This window comes from Pedobacter sp. SG908, from assembly GCF_011759615.1.
Taxonomy (GTDB): domain Bacteria; phylum Bacteroidota; class Bacteroidia; order Sphingobacteriales; family Sphingobacteriaceae; genus Pedobacter; species Pedobacter riviphilus.
On the sequence record NZ_JAAOYY010000002.1, the window covers coordinates 816,058 to 832,944 of the forward strand.

Genomic DNA, 16,887 nt, shown 5'->3' on the forward strand with positions numbered 1-16,887 from the left:
ACTGACTATATTGTTATTTTTTTATTTCAGCATAAACTGAATCGGTGTTTTTTACTTCAGGTTTAATTTTAGTTCCGTCTTTTAAAGATTGAAAGCCTTCTAAAATAACTTTATCGCCTACTTTAAGCCCTTTGGTAACTACGTAGAAATTACCTTTGGCCAATTCCATCACCTCAATTTGCGTATTAATCACCTTGGCCGAATCACCTAAAATGTAAACGAATTTTTTACCTTGTAAATCGATCGTCGATTTTTGAGGGATCAGAATTGCATTTTCAACATGTTGAGGAATTCTAACGGATGCACTTGCACCATTTTTTAATAAGAAAGCCGGATTAGGGAATGTTGCCCTTAAACTTGCCGAACCAGTACTGGTGTTAATCTGTCCGTTGATGGATTCGATTTTGCCGTTTTGTGCATAGATTGTTCCATCGGCAAGAACTAAACTTACCGGAGGAATGTTTTTCATTTGCTGTGCAAGTGTGTTGCCTTTGTAGGTGTTAGAAAAATCTAAAAGCTGCTTCTCGTTTAAAGAGAAATATGCATAAACCTTAGAAGTGTTAGAAACAGTAGTTAATGGTTGTGTGCTGCTACTGCTCACTAAACTTCCATTTCTGAAAGGGATACTGCCAACAACACCATCAACTGGGCTTTTTACCGAAGTATACCCCAAATTAACCTGTGCATTTACCAATTCGGCTTTTGCCTGTGCTAATGCCGCTTTTCTGCTTTGGAGTGTTAATTGAGCAGCATCAAGATCATATTTGCTGATGATGTCTTTTTCTACCAAAGGCCTGGTTTTATTTACTGTTAACTGGGCTGCATTAACATCTGCTTCTGCACTGCTAATGGCAGCTCTTGCTGTGCGTACCTGCTGTTCGTACTGTGGTGCATTAATGGTAAAAAGTAACTGGCCTTTTTTAACTACCGCACCTTCATCCACTAATATTTTTTCGATAAAACCATCAACTTTCGGACGGATATCGATGTTTTGAATACCCTCAATTGTTGCTGGATAATCAGAATCTAAGGTTGTGTTTTGTGTGTTTACTGTAAATACAGGGTAAGCCTGTGGACCGGCTGCTGCTGCAGCGGCAGCTTTTTTAGCTGCATCGTTATTTCCGCAGGATGCCAAAAGCATACCAATGCTCATGCTAAAAAAGAGAGTTGTTACTTTTCTCATGGGTATTTTTGTGTGTTTAAATTTAAATTCCGGAATTAAGGGCGTTATCGAAATATTAGGACTTCGATTTTCGCCGATAAGTGCCCAAAAATAGAGCCTAAAAAAAAATAAATCTGTCCGAATTCTGTCATTTAATCAATCGATTGATTTATTTTGCGATTAAAAACATGTCGAACTTCCTTTAAAATGCTGTTATATATTGTGTTGTCGTATTTTTTGGCATGAAAAACAGTGTGTAAATATCTTGCGACAGATGTTAAAAGCTGTTAAATTCAAAGGAAATATACGATTTTTATTGGAATAAATGTGGAGTATTTGAGGCAACAAATACATTGATGGTGTTTGTTTTACACGAGATATTAAGGGAGCGTTAAACCTATCAGGTTTTTAAAACCTGATAGGTTTGAGAAAGAAAACTACTCCACTTCTCCCTCAAAAACCAATTTGGCCGGCCCACATAAAAAAACATTAGTAAATGCCTTACCATCGTAATCGAATTCTATTTTAATATCGCCACCTAAAACTTTAATGGCTGTTTTAACATGGCCGGTTTGGTTTTTATGTTTTGCCATGGCCATGGCTACTGCTGTTACTCCAGTGCCACAGGCATAAGTTTCATCTTCAACACCGCGTTCGTAGGTGCGCACAAATAAATGGTCGCCTTTATCTTCAACAAAGTTTACGTTTATGCCTTTTTCTGCATAAGTTCCATTGTAACGAATGTTTTTTCCTTCGGTAAAAACATCAAAGTCTTTTAAATCGCTTTGTAAGGCAACATAATGTGGAGAGCCGGTGTTCAATACATAAGCATCGCCATCTTTGGTAATGGTATCTACATCAATCATTTGTAAATCAACCCATTCGCCATTCTCTGAAATTCTGGCATAATGTGGTCCGTCTACTGCCAAAAAGTTTGTTTCGCGGTCGATAATTCCGAGCTGTTTGGCAAAGGCAACAATACATCTGCCGCCATTTCCGCACATGCTGCCCAGCTTACCATCTGCGTTAAAATAGTGCATCTCAAAATCATAATCCTCGTGTTTGGTAATAAACATTAATCCATCGGCACCAATGCCAAATCTTCTATGGCACAGTTGTTCAACTAATTGATTGTCAATGTTTTTTAACGGACTCATGGTGTGGTCTATTAAAATAAAATCGTTGCCTGCGCCTTGGTATTTAAAGAAATTAATTTTCATGAAAGCTTCATTTTTTAATGCAATATTTGAGTTGCAAAAGGTAATTCGGGGTTTGTGTTTTTTAATTTAACATTTTTTAACACAAAACTAAGTGCTTTGAGGATACAAATATCGTTTATATGGTATTAAATTTGAATAAACTTACGAAAGAAAATTTGAGCAGATAAAAACTGCCTGAGCATTCTGCTTAAATCAAAGTGAAAAATGCTCTCGCAAATAATAACATTTAACAAATGAATATTATAAGCTAACCAAACAATTAGCTAGCAAATCAGCTTATAATAAATCATGGCTTTAAAAAACACAATATAGAAACATGAAAAAAATATTAGGAATTACCGTGTTGGCCGCTTTTATAGGTGGGGCGGCAGCAATTGGAGGTTACAAACTATTTGAGCGTAACCAAACTGGCAGTACGATTACTGAAAAGCAGAACTTATACTTTGCCAATAATCCACTTAAGGTATCATCAGCAGGAACAGCAGATTTTACGCAGGCTGCAGCAGCAGTTGCACCTGGTGTGGTTCACATTAAAACTACATATGCGGCACAAAGCGGCGGTGGTAGAAGTTCTTCTCCGTTTGATATGATGGAAGATTTCTTTGGTGGCGGTGGCCGTCAGATGCAACGTCAGCCTAGAGCGGCATCGGGTTCTGGTGTAATTATAAGCCAGGATGGTTATATCGTAACCAATAACCACGTGGTAGAAAATGCAGAGAAGGTAGAGGTGGTTTTAACAGACAGACGTAAAGTAGAGGCAAAAGTAATTGGCCGCGATCCAAATACCGATTTAGCATTAATTAAAGTAAATGCAACTGGTTTACCGGTAGTAAAAATGGGTAATTCGGATAATGTGCAGGTTGGAGAGTGGGTTTTAGCAGTTGGTTTCCCATTAGATTTAAATACAACAGTAACAGCTGGTATTGTAAGTGCAAAAAACCGTAGTATTGGTATTATTGGTCGCGAGCAACAAGGTAATGAAATTACAGAAGAGGAATATCGCGAATACCAACGTACTGGTAAAAGACCAGATCGTCCGGCCAATACCAGTATTGAATCGTTTATCCAAACCGATGCTGCTATTAATCCTGGTAACAGCGGCGGTGCTCTTGTAAATGCAAGCGGCGAATTGGTAGGTATTAACTCGGCAATAGCATCGCAGAGTGGATACAATCAAGGTTATGGATTTGCAATTCCGGTTAACCTGGCCCGTAAAATTGTAGATGATTTTATGAAATATGGTTCGGTTAAACGTGGTTACATTGGTGTTAACTTTGTACCATTAAGCGGTGAGGAAAAACCAGAAGGAATTAAAACCAACGAGATAAGTGGTTTGTATGTGAATGATGTGGTTGCTGGTGGCGGTGCTGCCGCTGCGGGTATTAAATCGGGCGACGTAATTAAAAAAGTTGATGGAGTAGTGATCAACGATTCGCCTGATCTTCAGGAAAGAGTTGGCCGTTTAAATCCAGGTGATAAAGTTAAATTAACTGTGTTGAGAGATGGGGCACTTAAAGATTACACCGTAACTTTAAAAGGAGAGGCTAGCGTGGGCCTTACCGCAAAAAATGCTACAGGTAAAGGTGTAGAAGTTTCGAAACTGGGCGCAACTTTTGCTCCGGCAACTCAGGCTCAGAAATCGAAATACGGTATCAATAGTGGAGTGGTGGTAACATCTGTTACTACAGGCAAGGCTTTTGATAATATCGGTGTTGAAAAAGGTTTAATTATTACTAAAGTTAACGGACAACCTGTAAATTCTGTAGCTGATGTACAAAAAGCATTACCTTTAGGCAGAAACAACATGGTGAGTATTTCTGGAGTTGGCGAGCAAGGTTCGTATAACTATAGTTTCCCTGCACAGTAATTAATTGTAATAAATAGTTTAAAAGGCTTCCCGAGTTTAACTTGGGAAGCCTTTTTATTTTAGTCTTGGTTGATAGGTTCGTGGTTGGCATGACAAGCATCTGCACATTCTTCGCAGGCCACCGCACATTGTCTGCAGTGTTCATGATCATGTTTGCCACATTCGGCCGCACAAAGCCTGCATATTTCTTCACAGAGCAATAAATATTGATGGCCAATAATTGAATCTCTTTGCAATAACCTGGCTGCCTGGGTACAGATATCTGCGCAATCCCTATCTAGTTTAATGCAGTCAATCATCATGTTGATGTCTTCTTCTTTTAAGCAAGATGATGCACAATGTTCGCAAGCTAGCGCGCAATCTAGTAAAGTTTGGATTAAACCATGGTTGTTCCTCGTTTCCATATCGTAAAAGTTTTGGTTATACCTATTTTGTATATTAATAACCTCTTGTAAATTAAACTGTTTTAAAAAAATGAGATTTCGAAATGTTAAAATATCTTAAATAAGGAGCTGTTCAGCCAAATCTTCGTACTCAAACCAATATTCATCCGTTTTTCATAATCAAGACTTAGTTTCGCTATTTATCGATTGATAATCAGTCTTTACTGATACTTTATAATTATTTTTTTATTGTTCCATATTAGAATCAGAACAAAAACCGAATATTATGGCTTTAGCTAGTATTAACCTCAGTGTAAAACAATATTTCAATTTCATGTGCAGAACTGATTTTGAAAGACGGATCTTTCATGATACTTATAAAGAATTTCAAAAAAGATCCAAAATATATAGCTTGGATCAACGCCTGCATACCTTTTCTCAGATGCAACAAGCCAACGAAAAGGCAAACACGCTAAATCAAAAACTTCAATATTCAGTAATGAATAGTATTGCTGCCTTAGCACAGAAAATGCCTGTTCTAAATGATCTTGAGGATCGTCCGATTCTTTTCGATTGGGCCGAATTACATATTTATGATTCAGACCTGTTAAATAAGGCAGCGCATGTGGTTTCGATCACCTATACCAGTCCGAAATTAATTTTACACGAAATCGTTGGTGATTTATTAATCTTAAGCTATAATGGCAAAGAACACGAAACCTTAGTAGTTAAAATTACCGAAAATCTGATAGTAAATTATGAGCAGCACGAAAGCCTGGTTTATAGCTAAATTTAAATCCCGATAGCCAGTATCGATTGCGATAGCAATTTATAGGTTGGGTTGGTCTTTGCTTTTTTCAGGTAGAAAAGCGGAGACTTAGGCCTGTTTTGAACGTGCCTTATTGATAAAAACAGGCAATATATGGAGTAGTGATGGATTAAATCAGGCCGCTAAATGGGGCTTAAAGGGCAAATTATCAATATATTTAGCAATTATTTATATAATAAAAAATAAAAAATTGATTTATAGGGATTTAACTCTATCTTTGGTGCAAATTAAAATACAATATAATGCAACAAGGAACAGTAAAATTTTTTAATGAAACTAAAGGTTTCGGATTTATCACTCCATCTAATGGCGATGCCGAAATTTTTGTTCATGCTTCAGGCTTAATCGATAACATTCGCGAGAATGATACCGTAAACTACGATGTAGAAGAAGGTAGAAAAGGCCTAAACGCGGTAAATGTTAAAGTAGCTTAAGAAAACTCAAACACATAAATCGTAAAAAGTCCCGATGCAAATCGGGACTTTTTTTATGGAATCAACTTTTGGATTGTCGATCCTCATATTTATCTGCCTGCCAAATTTTTGCTGATTTCACTGTCAACAAAATCCAAAGAAAGATCATTGTTGGTTAATACAGTACCATTTTTATCTACTAAAAAGAAGTAGGTAACGTTGTAATTGCTTAAATTTTTCGCATTTGGCGATTTCGCTCCCTGAAGATCTGAATATTGTGGCCAGGTAAGGTGATCATCCTTGATCACATTTACCCACCAGTCTCTTTTCTTATCGAACGATACCCCGATAAATTCTACATCTTTATTTTTATACTTTTCGTAGAGTTTAACTAATACCTGGTTGTTTTTTCTGCTTTTTCCACTGTAAGAAGTCCAGCATATAACCAGGTTTACCTTTTTAAGTATGCTTAGGTCGAACTTTTTTCCGTCTGGATTTTCTCCTTCAATATTAGGCATTTTACTTCCCGCCATCATCTGGTTAGCTTGTTTAATCTCTTCTAAAAGACTTTTACCTTTTTTACTTTCCTGAATTTCCTTATCTAAACTGTTAAAAATCGATAAATAATTTTTGGGTTCCGAATCTGCCCTGCCTAGTTGTTCCAATAAAAAGAGGGTGTGCGCAGAACGGGGATACTTTTTGGCAAAGGCCTTTATGATATCCAATTGGAACAAGATTTTTTTCTCTCTCCAACGGTCTGCATTTTTAGCCTTTTCCATAATATTGCTTTGCGTGGCTTGGTCAAATTCCGATTCAACAATATCCAAACTGTCGAGCAGGTTTTTGCTCATATTATCTTTTAGTCTATAGAAGTCTATAAATTGTTCACCCTCTTTGTTTGGAACACTTTTTAAAGGATATGAATTAATGTTTTTTCCATCAAGAACGCCTTTGAAGTTGCCTTTGTCAAGATAGAAGTAATATTCTCCTTTGTGATCGCCATCCTCGGTTTTTAAAATGGCATAACCTTTTACCGGGATGTTGATTTTGAAGGTCTGGTTGGCGTTGGTAATGTTTTCAACTTTCAGTGTTTCTCCGCTTTCAGGACTTTGAATGATTATTACTGCATTTGGACCAAAGTTTTTGGTTTCGAAATTAAATGTAGCAGGAACTGGGTCGCAAGCAGAGAATAGACTGGCTAATAAAATAAATAAATAGAGCTGTTTTTTCATGTTAATAATTTGATAGAGCAATATAACGAAAAACTTAGTTGAATTTCGGTGAAAATAAACTCATCTTCATTTTTTTATCATTAAGAAATAAATATTCCCATATTCTTTCACTTTCTTCCGAATATGCTTTAGAATGTTTCTAAATAAAAGTTTTATCGTTGTTTTGTCATATTCGTTTATAAATTAAACTCATAATTAGATACTTTTGCAAGAAATTTAGATATAAATCCTAATCAAATGAGTGGTTTCGGAAATGCATTTTCTTCATCAATAGGGAAGAAATTCATCATGGGTATTACAGGTTTGTTCCTGATACTTTTTTTAATTGTACACTGCGGTATTAATGCTTTAATATTTATTAACGACGGTGGTTTAACATTTAACGTAGGCGCACATTTTATGGCCACTAACTGGATTATCCGGGCTGGCGAGATTGTGTTGTTTATTGGTTTGCTTGCGCACATTTTTCAGGCGTTACGTTTAACGCTGCAAAATCAGAAAGCACGCCCGGTTAAATATGCTGTAAACGATGGTAAGGCAAACAGTAAATGGTATAGCCGTTCTATGGGCTTGTTGGGTACGCTTTTGCTGATCTTCCTGGTTGTCCACCTGAAAGATTTTTGGGTAGTTTCTCGCTTTACAGGAATCCCAACGGTTGATGCCAACGGACATGAAGATCTTTTTGCGGTAATGAAAGAAAAATTTCAGGATCCGGTAAGAGTTGCCGTATATATTTTGGCTATGTTTTCTTTATGCTACCACTTATTGCATGGTTTTGCTTCGGCATTCCAAACATTAGGATGGAACCACTCAAAATATAATGGTATAATTAAAGGAGCTGGCGTTTGGTATTCGGTTATTATTTCGATCCTTTTCGCAGCCATGCCGATTGCAGTTTATTTCGGTCTTATTCAATAATTTTTAGCACAAAAGATATGTCAGATATTAATTCAAATATTCCAGAAGGCGAATTAACCAGCAAATGGACAAAATATAAGTCTTCTGTGCCTTTGGTTAACCCATCGAACAAAAGAACTATTGAAGTAATCATAGTAGGTTCGGGTTTAGCAGGTGCTTCGGCAGCGGCTACGTTGGCCGAGATGGGTTACAAGGTAAAATGTTTCTGTTTTCAGGATTCACCACGTAGAGCACACTCAATTGCTGCTCAGGGTGGTATCAATGCAGCAAAAAACTATCAGAATGATGGTGATAGCGTTTATCGCCTTTTCTACGATACAATTAAGGGTGGCGATTATCGTGCCCGCGAAGCTAACGTACACCGTTTAGCCGAAGTAAGTGCCAACATTATAGATCAGTGTGTAGCACAAGGTGTGCCTTTAGCGCGTGAATATGGTGGTTTGTTAGATAACCGTTCTTTCGGTGGTACACAGGTACAACGTACTTTCTATGCTGCAGGTCAAACTGGTCAACAGTTATTATTAGGTGCCTATTCTGCTTTAGAACGCCAGATTGGTATGGGTAAAGTAGAAATGTATACCCGCCACGAAATGCTTGAGGTGGTTAAAATCGATGGCAAAGCGCGTGGTATTATCGCACGTAACTTAATTACAGGAGAAATCGAACGTCATTTCGGTCATGCGGTGGTATTAGGAACAGGTGGTTACGGTAACGTATTCTATCTTTCTACCAACGCGATGGGAAGTAATGTTACTGCGGCCTGGAAAGCGCACAAACAAGGTGCTTATTTTGCAAACCCATGTTATACGCAGATCCACCCAACTTGTATCCCGGTTTCTGGCGATCACCAATCTAAATTAACCCTAATGTCTGAGTCGTTGCGTAACGATGGACGTATTTGGGTTCCTAAAAAGAAAGATGATAACCGTAAAGCTTCAGAAATTCCTGAAGATGAAAGAGATTATTATTTAGAACGCCGTTACCCTGCTTTTGGTAACCTAGTTCCACGTGATGTGGCTTCTCGTGCCGCTAAAGAGCGTTGTGATGCAGGTTATGGCGTAGGTGCTTCTAAATTGGCAGTATATCTTGACTTTAAGGCAAATACAGAGCGTTACGGTAAAATCGAAGCGGCTAAAGCCGGTAACCACAACCCTGATAAAGAAACCTGCATGCGTTTAGGTACTGCGGTAATTAAGGAAAAATATGGTAACCTGTTCGATATGTATGCGCAGATTACTGGTGAGAATCCTTACGAAACACCAATGCGTATTTATCCTGCGGTTCACTATACCATGGGTGGTTTATGGGTTGATTATAACTTAATGACATCGGTACCTGGTTTATACTGTACTGGTGAGGCTAACTTCTCAGATCACGGTGCCAACCGTTTAGGTGCATCAGCTTTGATGCAAGGTTTGGCTGATGGTTATTTCGTTCTACCTTACACCATTGGTGCTTATTTATCGAAAGAGATTTCGGTAAAAGCAATTCCGACTGATCATCCTGCTTTTGTTGAAGCCGAAGAAAGAGCTGTAGGTATTTTAAATACACTGATCAATATCAAAGGAACCAAATCGGTAGATCATTTCCATAAACGTTTAGGCCACATTATGTGGGAGAAATGTGGTATGGCCCGCAACGAAAAAGGTTTAAAAGAAGCGATTGAAGAAATCAGGGCTTTACGTGCTGAATTCTGGAGCGATGTTCGTGTACCTGGAACAGCTGATGAGTTAAATACCGAACTAGAAAAAGCTGGCCGTGTTGCCGATTTTATCGAACTGGGTGAGTTGATGTGTATTGATGCTTTAAACCGTAACGAAAGTTGTGGTGGCCACTTCCGTGAAGAGTATCAGACAGAAGAAGGTGAAGCACTACGTGATGATGAGAACTATTCTTACGTAGCCGCTTGGGAATTTAAGGAAGGTGTAAACTTCGAACTTCACAAAGAAGAATTGAAGTTTGAAAATATTAAAGTAGCACAAAGAAGTTATAAATAGTAGCAAGAAATGGGTGTCAAGATTTAAGTATTAAGTATCAAGATTGCAAACCGTCTTGATACTTGATATTCATTACTCGATACTAATAGTTGATACTTAAATCTCAATATCATGAGTACAGGAAATATGAACTTAACGCTAAAAGTTTGGCGTCAAAAAAATAACAAAACCAAAGGTGCTTTGGTAGATTATAAATTGGCCGATATTTCACCGGATATGTCTTTCTTAGAGATGTTCGATGTATTAAACGAACAATTAATTAACAAAGGTGAAGAGCCAGTTGTATTCGATCACGATTGCCGCGAAGGGATCTGTGGAATGTGCTCGATGTTTATCAACGGGCGTCCTCACGGACCAAAAGATTTGGTTACCACCTGCCAGTTGCACATGCGTTCTTTCAAAGATGGCGATACCATTGTGGTTGAGCCTTGGAGAGCTGCTGCCTTCCCGGTAGTAAAAGATTTAACGGTAGATCGTTCTGCATTTGACCGGGTTATTGCTGCTGGCGGCTTTATTTCGGTAAACACAGGCAATGCGCAAGATGCGAACAACCTGCCAATCCCTAAAATGCAGGCAGATGCTGCTTTCGAAGCCGCAGCTTGTATTGGCTGTGGTGCTTGTGTGGCAACCTGTAAAAATGCTTCAGCAATGTTATTCGTATCAGCTAAGATCTCTCAGTTGGCATTGTTGCCACAAGGTCAGCCAGAGCGTTACCGCAGGGTGCAGAGCATGGTTGCGCAAATGGATGCTGAAGGTTTTGGTAACTGTACCAATACTGGTGCTTGCGAAGCCGAATGCCCTAAAGGAATCTCTTTAGAAAACATCGCGCGTATGAACCGCGATTTTGCATCTGCAAAATTTATTTCAGAAGAAACCGTTTAAAAGATATACTGTGCACCCAGCTTAACTGCTGGGTTCTTGAGCCTCCACAACGTGGAGGCTTTTTAGTTTTTAAAGGGAACTACAAAACAATCATAAAATAGATAAAAATATCTGTTGAAGGCACATTATTAGTCTAATGCTGGTTAATAGACTAAGAATAAATAATCAATAAGTTTTAATGATTTGTTAGCAAGCTGGCGATTAAAACTGATACACATTTAACATTTGCTAGCTGTTATGAAAACAAATGAAACTTTATATTTTGAAACCGAAACCTTGCACAACAAAGCTGACTCGAAATAAAAGTTTGCGAAAGTTGCAATAATCTTATGTTTGCATATTAAAATTTTTCATATTTAGAAATTTTATTCTGTAATATTTGCATATACATTAAAAATTTTATAAATTTAGTCCTCCGAGACAGGAGAGAAAACATAAAACCCCGGCAATTTTTGCTGGGGTTTTGTGTTTTTTAACAGAGCGTTAAGTTAGATTTTTTTAAGCCATGGTAAAATTAACTGCAATATTATATTTTACACGAACTGGTATTCCTTTCTGCTGAGCTGGTTGCCATTTTGGAGATTTTCTCAACACCCGTAATGCTTCCGCATCAGTTTCTGTCGTGAGTCCTCTAATCACTTGTACATCTGTTAGTGTACCGTCTTTTTCAACAATGAAAGATGCAAATATTTTACCTTGGGTTTTGTTTTTCTTGGCTGCGTCGGGATATTTTATTTCCTTAGCGAGGTAATCGTAAAATTTTGAAATGCCTCCAGGAAACGCTGGTTGTTTTTCAACAGATACAAAATCATAAACTTTGTTTGGATTGTTCTGTGCTTTTGCCAAATTAAAGCACATGGCGATGCCCATTAGGGCTAAAAAGATTAGCTTTCTCATTGTTTTTTATTAAAATGTTGATTATTTAGTTTTTCTTGGACGTAGCTTTTGATTTTTTAGTGGTAATAATCACGACTCCATTTTTGCCCTTATCACCATGTAAGGTTCCTGCAGATGAGCCTTTAAGCACTTCTATTGATTCAATAGATTCCTGATCCAAACTTTTTATCTCTGAAACTTCTTTTCCGTCAATGATATAAAGCAGTTTTACCTTGGGGTCAAAATCTCTATTCAATAAGTATCTTACTTTTTTTGGGGTATCAATATTAGGTATTGATGGGCGTACGCTAAATCCTGATACTTTTCCCTTTAAATTAGATTCGTCAATTTTTATTGGAGCAGCCTTAAGCCCATAATTATTGTTCAGAGAACCATTTTTGGTTTTAACTTCTATTACCCCCGCAAAACCATCAGCGCCATATCGCGCCGTTGCTAAACTATCTTTTAAGATGCTTACAGTTTCTATGTTATTGGGATCAATATCATTAAGTGATGATGTACCCCTTATATACTGTTTATTACCATCAATTATAATTAAGGGTTCAGTCCCTGATGTTGATATTCCCCTGAGGTTAACTTTAGGCGTTTTGCTACTATCTGCTTTTTGAGCAAAACTGGCTAAACTAAAGCCTATCAACATGCCAAATATGATTACGTTTTTCATTTTGAATTTAGTTAGAGTTTCTTTTTAGGATCGAAAAAATTAATTGTTTTATCTATCGAAAGCTCTTTTGAGTCAAGTGGCCTGAAAGCGTTGCTTTTTGCGCCCTTACTGGTAACTAAAATGACGCCACCCTTGGCTTTTGGCCCATATAGATTCATTGCTGCTTGATCTTTTAACACTTCTATTGATTCGATGTTGTTTGGGTTTATCGCATTCAATTGACTGTTATCTGATAATTTAACACCATCTAAAATAACTAGCGCATCAAGATTTGTACCCTCTTTTAATCTAATCCGGTCGTTGGAAATGCTACCTGTTTTAGTCTCTTTTGTGGGATCGTTGATGGTGAAATTAACGTTGATATTATATTTTACCCTTACAGCTAGGCCATTCTGGATACCTGGGTGCCATTTTGGCGATTCTTTTAAAACCCTGATGGCCTCCTCGTCTGTGCCGCTTCCTAAACCACGTGTAATCTGGATATCTGTTAATGATCCATCTTTTTCAACTACAAAGCTGAGGAAAACCTTACCCTGCACATTATTCTCCTGTGCCAACTTAGGATACTTAATGCTGCTACTCAGATATCTATAAAACTTGCTTATGCCTCCCGGAAATTCTGGTTGTTTCTCGATTGAAACAAAATCATATACTTTATCTGTATTTTCAGATTTAATAGCGCTGGTTTCCGTTTCGGTGGTTTTAGGAAGATAAGATATGATATTAATCTTGTTCAGGTTTACATATCCATCAGATTTAGGCAATGATTTATTCTTAAACTCTTCCGAAGATTCTGGAATTTTAAAACTTACCGTTAAAGCATATTTGCCATCAGCTACGGTTTTAAATCCTTTATAGGATAAAATTGCTTTCATCACTTCTTCATCACAACCTGCTCCCAGTTCTATATTCGATGTAATATCGGTAACTCTACCGCCTTTTAGCTTAAATTTTATCTGCGTATTTCCTTGCACCTCATCGCTACTGGCTGCGTTTGGGTATTTAATATTTCTCGATAAAAACTGATAAAATCCCTTCCAGTTTGCGTCTGTTTTACCATCAACAGAAATTGTAGGTGTTATAATTGGCTTTTCAGGAGCAGTAACCATGTTTTCAACCATCTCGATCGGTTTCTCCATTGGGATTTGATCTGTAATGGATAACAATTTCTCATTTTTACGAACAGTAGCCGACGAAAACACAATCAGAATGGCAAATAAAGGAATAAAAATTCCATACTTCACAATAGCGATCTTTTTAGACCGCTCTTTATGAAGCATGAAAATTCTTTTTTTGATCAATGATTTTCCTAAGAAGCCATTTGTTAAGGCATTTGGTGAAATACCAAACGACTTACTTAGTAATAGCATGGCATATTCAGCTTTATCACCCTGAAATTCTGCGGCAAGTTCATCAGCTAAAAACTCGTGGATATTTTTAATGGTGTTTTTGTAAAGATAAATAACCGGGTTTAACCAGGTAATAATCCCTATAATTTCGAAAAATAAAATATCTACGGTATGCCATTGTTTGATGTGTGCTTCTTCATGAATATCAATCACATCCATTTGCGGTAATTGCTGATCAATTACTTTTTTGCCAAGAAAGGAGAAAGCCGAGCCAGCCTTATTTATAGTGATGAGTTTTTTAACTGCTAATAAGTTAAATACCAATCTACCTAAGAAGAACAAAATACCGGCACAATAGATATAAACGAAAGCATTTCCCCAGTTAAAACCAGTGTTACGTTCCGTTACAATTGTTGCCTGTGCTAATACGGCTTCCCAATTAACTGAAGTATAAACCTGTTGCGCTGCTTTCTGTTCCGTTAGCCATTCTAAACGGATAAATGGTATGCATAAAGACAAAACGCCCGCAGATACTAAATAAATGCGGTTTAAAGTGAAGTAGGTCTCCTTATCTAACAGTAATTTGTAAAAACCGAAAAAAACAATTAAGTATAAGTTCACCTGTAATAGGTAGTGGGCAAAACTCATTTTGGCTTATGTTTAATTTTATTGATCATTTTTAAAATTTCATCAACATCGCTTAAATCCAGTTTTTCTTCCTTAACGAAAAAAGAGAACATACTCTCTACCGAATTTTCGAAGTAATTGCCCAACAGTTTTTCTGTTGCATGGCGTTTATATTCTTCTCTGCTGATCAGAGGATAATATTGGTGGGCCTTACCGAAAGCTTCGTGACCAATAAAACCTTTGGTTTCTAAAATTCTAATAATGGTTGATACGGTATTGTAAGCAGGTTTAGGGAGGGGTAGCTCATCAATAACTTCTTTGACGAATGCTTTTTCCAATTGCCATAAAACCTGCATAATCTGTTCTTCGGCTTTGGTTAAATCTTTAATTTCCATAATAGTTAATAATAATAAGGATGACGGCAAAATACTTTGCCTTAACTAAAGTTAAAACTAATTAGTTAGTTATCCAAATTTTATCGCATAAATTATTAGAAAAATTAATGAGCAAAATTTTTGTTCTACTTTAGGATTTTTCTTTGCGAAGAAGTGATTAAAGATAGATCTTTATTGTGTTGTAAATCAGTTCTTTGTGATTGTTTTGGCTAGATGGTGATCAGGTTGTTTTTGATGCCATAAACGACCAATCCTGTGCGCGATTTAATATTTAGTTTGGCAAAAAGAGATTCCCGATAGTTGTCTACTGTGCGCGGACTTACATTCATGAGGTCTGCAATTTCCTTATAAGTAAGCTCTGTACTGCAATATTGCAAAAATGTGAGCTCTCTTGCAGAGAATACCGGCTTTTGATCGCTGTCTTTCAGTGCCACTAAAAGTCTGCCAGATACCAACTCGTTTACATAAAACCCCTTGTTTACAATTACTTTAATTGCCGTTAGCAGATCTGATGGGGTCGATTCTTTAAGCATGTAACCCCCGGCGCCAGCCTTAAGCATTCCAATAATTGCTTTTTCATCCTCGAGCATACTTAATGCAAGTACATGTACATTCGGATGATTCATTTTAATCCATTTAGTTGCTGCAAAACCGTCCATTACTGGCATATTAATATCCATTAATATGAGTTGAACTTGCTGGTTGTTGTTCATTTTGGCTTGGAGATCTAATCCGTTTACAGCCTCAAACGTTATGTTTATTTCATCAAATTCTTCTAATAGGCTTGCCAATCCGGAACGGAAAAGCGTGTGATCATCAACAATAGCGATAGAAATACTTTGGTCTTGCATACAATTAAGGGTATGGAACTTCTATTGAAATGGAAGTGCCTTCGCCTGAAGCCGAATTTAATGTTAATTTTCCATTGATCATCTCAATTCTTTTAAAAATAGAATTTAGGCCCATCCCTGTTTTTTTTGATTTAATTTCTTCGGGATTAAAACCAACTCCATTTTCTACAACCCTTAAATGTAAAATATTGTCTGTCAGGTATGAATCGAGTTGAATATGGGTTGCCTGTGCATGTTTTATAATATTATTGATAATTTCCTGCAGCAAACGAAGAATGATCAAATCCTTGTTTGGCGAGGCAATTTGCAGATCAATGAGCAGGTTGTTGATTTTTAATTCGTAAGTACCGGCCTTATTAAGCCAGTTAATTTCCTGATCTATTGCATGACCAATGCCATTTTCTACCAGTTGCTCTCCATGTAATAGCTTGGCCAGCTCCCTTAATTCTTTAATGGATTTGTTAACAAGTGCTAATGAATTATCGATTTTCTTTTTGGCTTTTCCCTCATCATTTAAATTTATAGAGTTTAGTGTTAGTGTAGTAAGACTGAGCAACTGGCCAACATTATCATGTAATTCTGTAGCTATGCTTTGCATGGTTTGATCTTGTACTTCTACCCGTGCTTGAAGCATTTCGGATTCAAATTTTTGCTGCATATTCTGCTTTTCCAAAACGTGGTTCTTTTTATGCCGGTTGTACGATCTGATGTAGAGTAATAAGAATATTGGCATCAAAAGGAAAACAAATGATGCCAATAGTATGAGTGACATTACTTCCGTTGACGAGCTCTGCATATAAATGAATAGGCCCAAAGGCCGTATAGAAAAAAGTTAAGTGTTGTATAAATAATACTCCGAGTATTGTATTTTCCTAAAAATTTTTGCTGTATAATTTCATCAAAGAAATTAGCGAGTGTGCTGCCAAAATAAAATATCAAAGCCCCGCCAACCCACCAAAATGCAGGGTGAAACTTTAAATCAATATAATTTTCGTCTTTGAGTAACAAATAAAAATACAATAGGCCATAAATTACAAAAACCACAGAGGCTATACTTATCGTAAAAGCATTGTAAACGTTTATTCCGTATATGGAGGTGAATGTGATATAAATTAACATTATTATTCCATAGATTGTAATTATCCATTTTTTGATATCAGCATACTGTTTTATAAAAGTATGGAATCCGTAGGTAACGTAC

Annotated in this window: 16 protein-coding genes; 6 read left to right on the forward strand and 10 right to left on the reverse strand. The window is 37.0% G+C overall.

Going from position 1 to position 16,887, the window contains the following annotated elements:
- Nucleotides 1-13: 13 nt before the first annotated feature.
- Both FHT21_RS18450 and dapF read right to left on the reverse strand, forming a co-directional pair.
- Complete coding sequence (locus FHT21_RS18450) at nt 14-1,183, reverse strand: efflux RND transporter periplasmic adaptor subunit (RefSeq protein ID WP_167296209.1); 1,170 nt, start codon at nt 1,181-1,183, stop codon at nt 14-16.
- A gap of 416 nt (nt 1,184-1,599) precedes the next feature.
- Nucleotides 1,600-2,382 carry a diaminopimelate epimerase gene (gene dapF, locus FHT21_RS18455; protein ID WP_167296210.1) on the reverse strand — a complete coding sequence of 261 codons (783 nt, stop codon included), beginning with the start codon at nt 2,380-2,382 and terminating at the stop codon, nt 1,600-1,602.
- Between the two features lie 316 nt (nt 2,383-2,698).
- On the opposite strand from dapF, the gene FHT21_RS18460 reads away from it, so the two are divergent.
- Nucleotides 2,699-4,249, forward strand: coding sequence for a trypsin-like peptidase domain-containing protein (locus FHT21_RS18460; protein WP_167296211.1), 1,551 nt, complete (start codon nt 2,699-2,701; stop codon nt 4,247-4,249).
- Nucleotides 4,250-4,308: 59 nt separating this feature from the next.
- Here FHT21_RS18460 and FHT21_RS18465 read toward each other — a convergent pair whose 3' ends face one another.
- Complete coding sequence (locus FHT21_RS18465) at nt 4,309-4,653, reverse strand: four-helix bundle copper-binding protein (RefSeq protein ID WP_167296212.1); 345 nt, start codon at nt 4,651-4,653, stop codon at nt 4,309-4,311.
- A gap of 265 nt (nt 4,654-4,918) precedes the next feature.
- Between FHT21_RS18465 and FHT21_RS18470 the strand changes: the two genes are divergently transcribed.
- The gene (locus tag FHT21_RS18470; RefSeq protein ID WP_167296213.1) at nt 4,919-5,422 is read left to right on the forward strand and encodes a hypothetical protein; all 504 of its coding nucleotides are present in this window, start codon (nt 4,919-4,921) and stop codon (nt 5,420-5,422) included.
- A gap of 281 nt (nt 5,423-5,703) precedes the next feature.
- Entirely contained in the window at nt 5,704-5,895 is a 192-nt protein-coding gene (locus FHT21_RS18475; protein WP_010599638.1) for a cold-shock protein, read from the forward strand.
- A gap of 89 nt (nt 5,896-5,984) precedes the next feature.
- Here FHT21_RS18475 and FHT21_RS18480 read toward each other — a convergent pair whose 3' ends face one another.
- Nucleotides 5,985-7,106 carry a TlpA disulfide reductase family protein gene (locus FHT21_RS18480; RefSeq protein WP_167296214.1) on the reverse strand — a complete coding sequence of 374 codons (1,122 nt, stop codon included), beginning with the start codon at nt 7,104-7,106 and terminating at the stop codon, nt 5,985-5,987.
- 237 nt (nt 7,107-7,343) lie between these two features.
- On the opposite strand from FHT21_RS18480, the gene FHT21_RS18485 reads away from it, so the two are divergent.
- The 3 genes from FHT21_RS18485 (at nt 7,344) to FHT21_RS18495 (ending at nt 10,903) form a co-directional block, all read left to right on the forward strand.
- A complete protein-coding gene (locus FHT21_RS18485) occupies nt 7,344-8,024 on the forward strand; it encodes a succinate dehydrogenase cytochrome b subunit (protein ID WP_167296215.1) in 681 nt (226 codons plus the stop codon).
- Nucleotides 8,025-8,041: 17 nt separating this feature from the next.
- The gene (locus FHT21_RS18490; RefSeq protein ID WP_167296216.1) at nt 8,042-10,021 is read left to right on the forward strand and encodes a fumarate reductase/succinate dehydrogenase flavoprotein subunit; all 1,980 of its coding nucleotides are present in this window, start codon (nt 8,042-8,044) and stop codon (nt 10,019-10,021) included.
- Between the two features lie 111 nt (nt 10,022-10,132).
- Nucleotides 10,133-10,903: a succinate dehydrogenase/fumarate reductase iron-sulfur subunit gene (locus FHT21_RS18495; protein WP_109929539.1), complete on the forward strand. Its 771-nt coding sequence runs from the start codon at nt 10,133-10,135 to the stop codon at nt 10,901-10,903.
- Between the two features lie 498 nt (nt 10,904-11,401).
- On the opposite strand, the gene FHT21_RS18500 is transcribed toward FHT21_RS18495, so the two are convergent.
- The 6 genes from FHT21_RS18500 to FHT21_RS18525 form a co-directional block, all read right to left on the reverse strand.
- Entirely contained in the window at nt 11,402-11,800 is a 399-nt protein-coding gene (locus FHT21_RS18500) for an energy transducer TonB (RefSeq protein ID WP_167296217.1), read from the reverse strand.
- 25 nt (nt 11,801-11,825) lie between these two features.
- The gene (locus FHT21_RS18505) at nt 11,826-12,464 is read right to left on the reverse strand and encodes a TonB-dependent receptor plug domain-containing protein (protein WP_167296218.1); all 639 of its coding nucleotides are present in this window, start codon (nt 12,462-12,464) and stop codon (nt 11,826-11,828) included.
- 11 nt (nt 12,465-12,475) lie between these two features.
- Nucleotides 12,476-14,461 (reverse strand): M56 family metallopeptidase, encoded by a 1,986-nt coding sequence (locus FHT21_RS18510; protein ID WP_167296219.1) that lies wholly within the window; start codon nt 14,459-14,461, stop codon nt 12,476-12,478.
- Complete coding sequence (locus FHT21_RS18515) at nt 14,458-14,835, reverse strand: BlaI/MecI/CopY family transcriptional regulator (RefSeq protein ID WP_147227562.1); 378 nt, start codon at nt 14,833-14,835, stop codon at nt 14,458-14,460. Before FHT21_RS18515 ends, FHT21_RS18510 begins: the two co-directional genes overlap by 4 nt.
- Before the next feature lie 209 nt (nt 14,836-15,044).
- Nucleotides 15,045-15,686, reverse strand: a complete 642-nt coding sequence (locus FHT21_RS18520) for a response regulator transcription factor (RefSeq protein ID WP_167296220.1) — start codon at nt 15,684-15,686, stop codon at nt 15,045-15,047.
- Between the two features lie 4 nt (nt 15,687-15,690).
- Nucleotides 15,691-16,458 carry an ATP-binding protein gene (locus tag FHT21_RS18525; protein WP_167296221.1) on the reverse strand — a complete coding sequence of 256 codons (768 nt, stop codon included), beginning with the start codon at nt 16,456-16,458 and terminating at the stop codon, nt 15,691-15,693.
- Nucleotides 16,459-16,887 lie beyond the last annotated feature (429 nt).

Bases quoted from the DNA above. Each gene is read 5' to 3' on its own strand.
- FHT21_RS18520 (WP_167296220.1), bottom strand. From the start codon at position 15,686: ATGCAAGACCAAAGTATTTCTATCGCTATTGTTGATGATCACACGCTT.
- FHT21_RS18465 (WP_167296212.1), bottom strand. From the start codon at position 4,653: ATGGAAACGAGGAACAACCATGGTTTAATCCAAACTTTACTAGATTGC.
- FHT21_RS18490 (WP_167296216.1), top strand. From the start codon at position 8,042: ATGTCAGATATTAATTCAAATATTCCAGAAGGCGAATTAACCAGCAAA.
- FHT21_RS18525 (WP_167296221.1), bottom strand. From the start codon at position 16,458: ATGTCACTCATACTATTGGCATCATTTGTTTTCCTTTTGATGCCAATA.
- FHT21_RS18480 (WP_167296214.1), bottom strand. From the start codon at position 7,106: ATGAAAAAACAGCTCTATTTATTTATTTTATTAGCCAGTCTATTCTCT.
- FHT21_RS18470 (WP_167296213.1), top strand. From the start codon at position 4,919: ATGGCTTTAGCTAGTATTAACCTCAGTGTAAAACAATATTTCAATTTC.
- FHT21_RS18500 (WP_167296217.1), bottom strand. From the start codon at position 11,800: ATGAGAAAGCTAATCTTTTTAGCCCTAATGGGCATCGCCATGTGCTTT.
- FHT21_RS18475 (WP_010599638.1), top strand. From the start codon at position 5,704: ATGCAACAAGGAACAGTAAAATTTTTTAATGAAACTAAAGGTTTCGGA.
- FHT21_RS18515 (WP_147227562.1), bottom strand. From the start codon at position 14,835: ATGGAAATTAAAGATTTAACCAAAGCCGAAGAACAGATTATGCAGGTT.
- FHT21_RS18495 (WP_109929539.1), top strand. From the start codon at position 10,133: ATGAGTACAGGAAATATGAACTTAACGCTAAAAGTTTGGCGTCAAAAA.
- FHT21_RS18505 (WP_167296218.1), bottom strand. From the start codon at position 12,464: ATGAAAAACGTAATCATATTTGGCATGTTGATAGGCTTTAGTTTAGCC.
- FHT21_RS18450 (WP_167296209.1), bottom strand. From the start codon at position 1,183: ATGAGAAAAGTAACAACTCTCTTTTTTAGCATGAGCATTGGTATGCTT.
- dapF (WP_167296210.1), bottom strand. From the start codon at position 2,382: ATGAAAATTAATTTCTTTAAATACCAAGGCGCAGGCAACGATTTTATT.
- FHT21_RS18510 (WP_167296219.1), bottom strand. From the start codon at position 14,461: ATGAGTTTTGCCCACTACCTATTACAGGTGAACTTATACTTAATTGTT.
- FHT21_RS18460 (WP_167296211.1), top strand. From the start codon at position 2,699: ATGAAAAAAATATTAGGAATTACCGTGTTGGCCGCTTTTATAGGTGGG.
- FHT21_RS18485 (WP_167296215.1), top strand. From the start codon at position 7,344: ATGAGTGGTTTCGGAAATGCATTTTCTTCATCAATAGGGAAGAAATTC.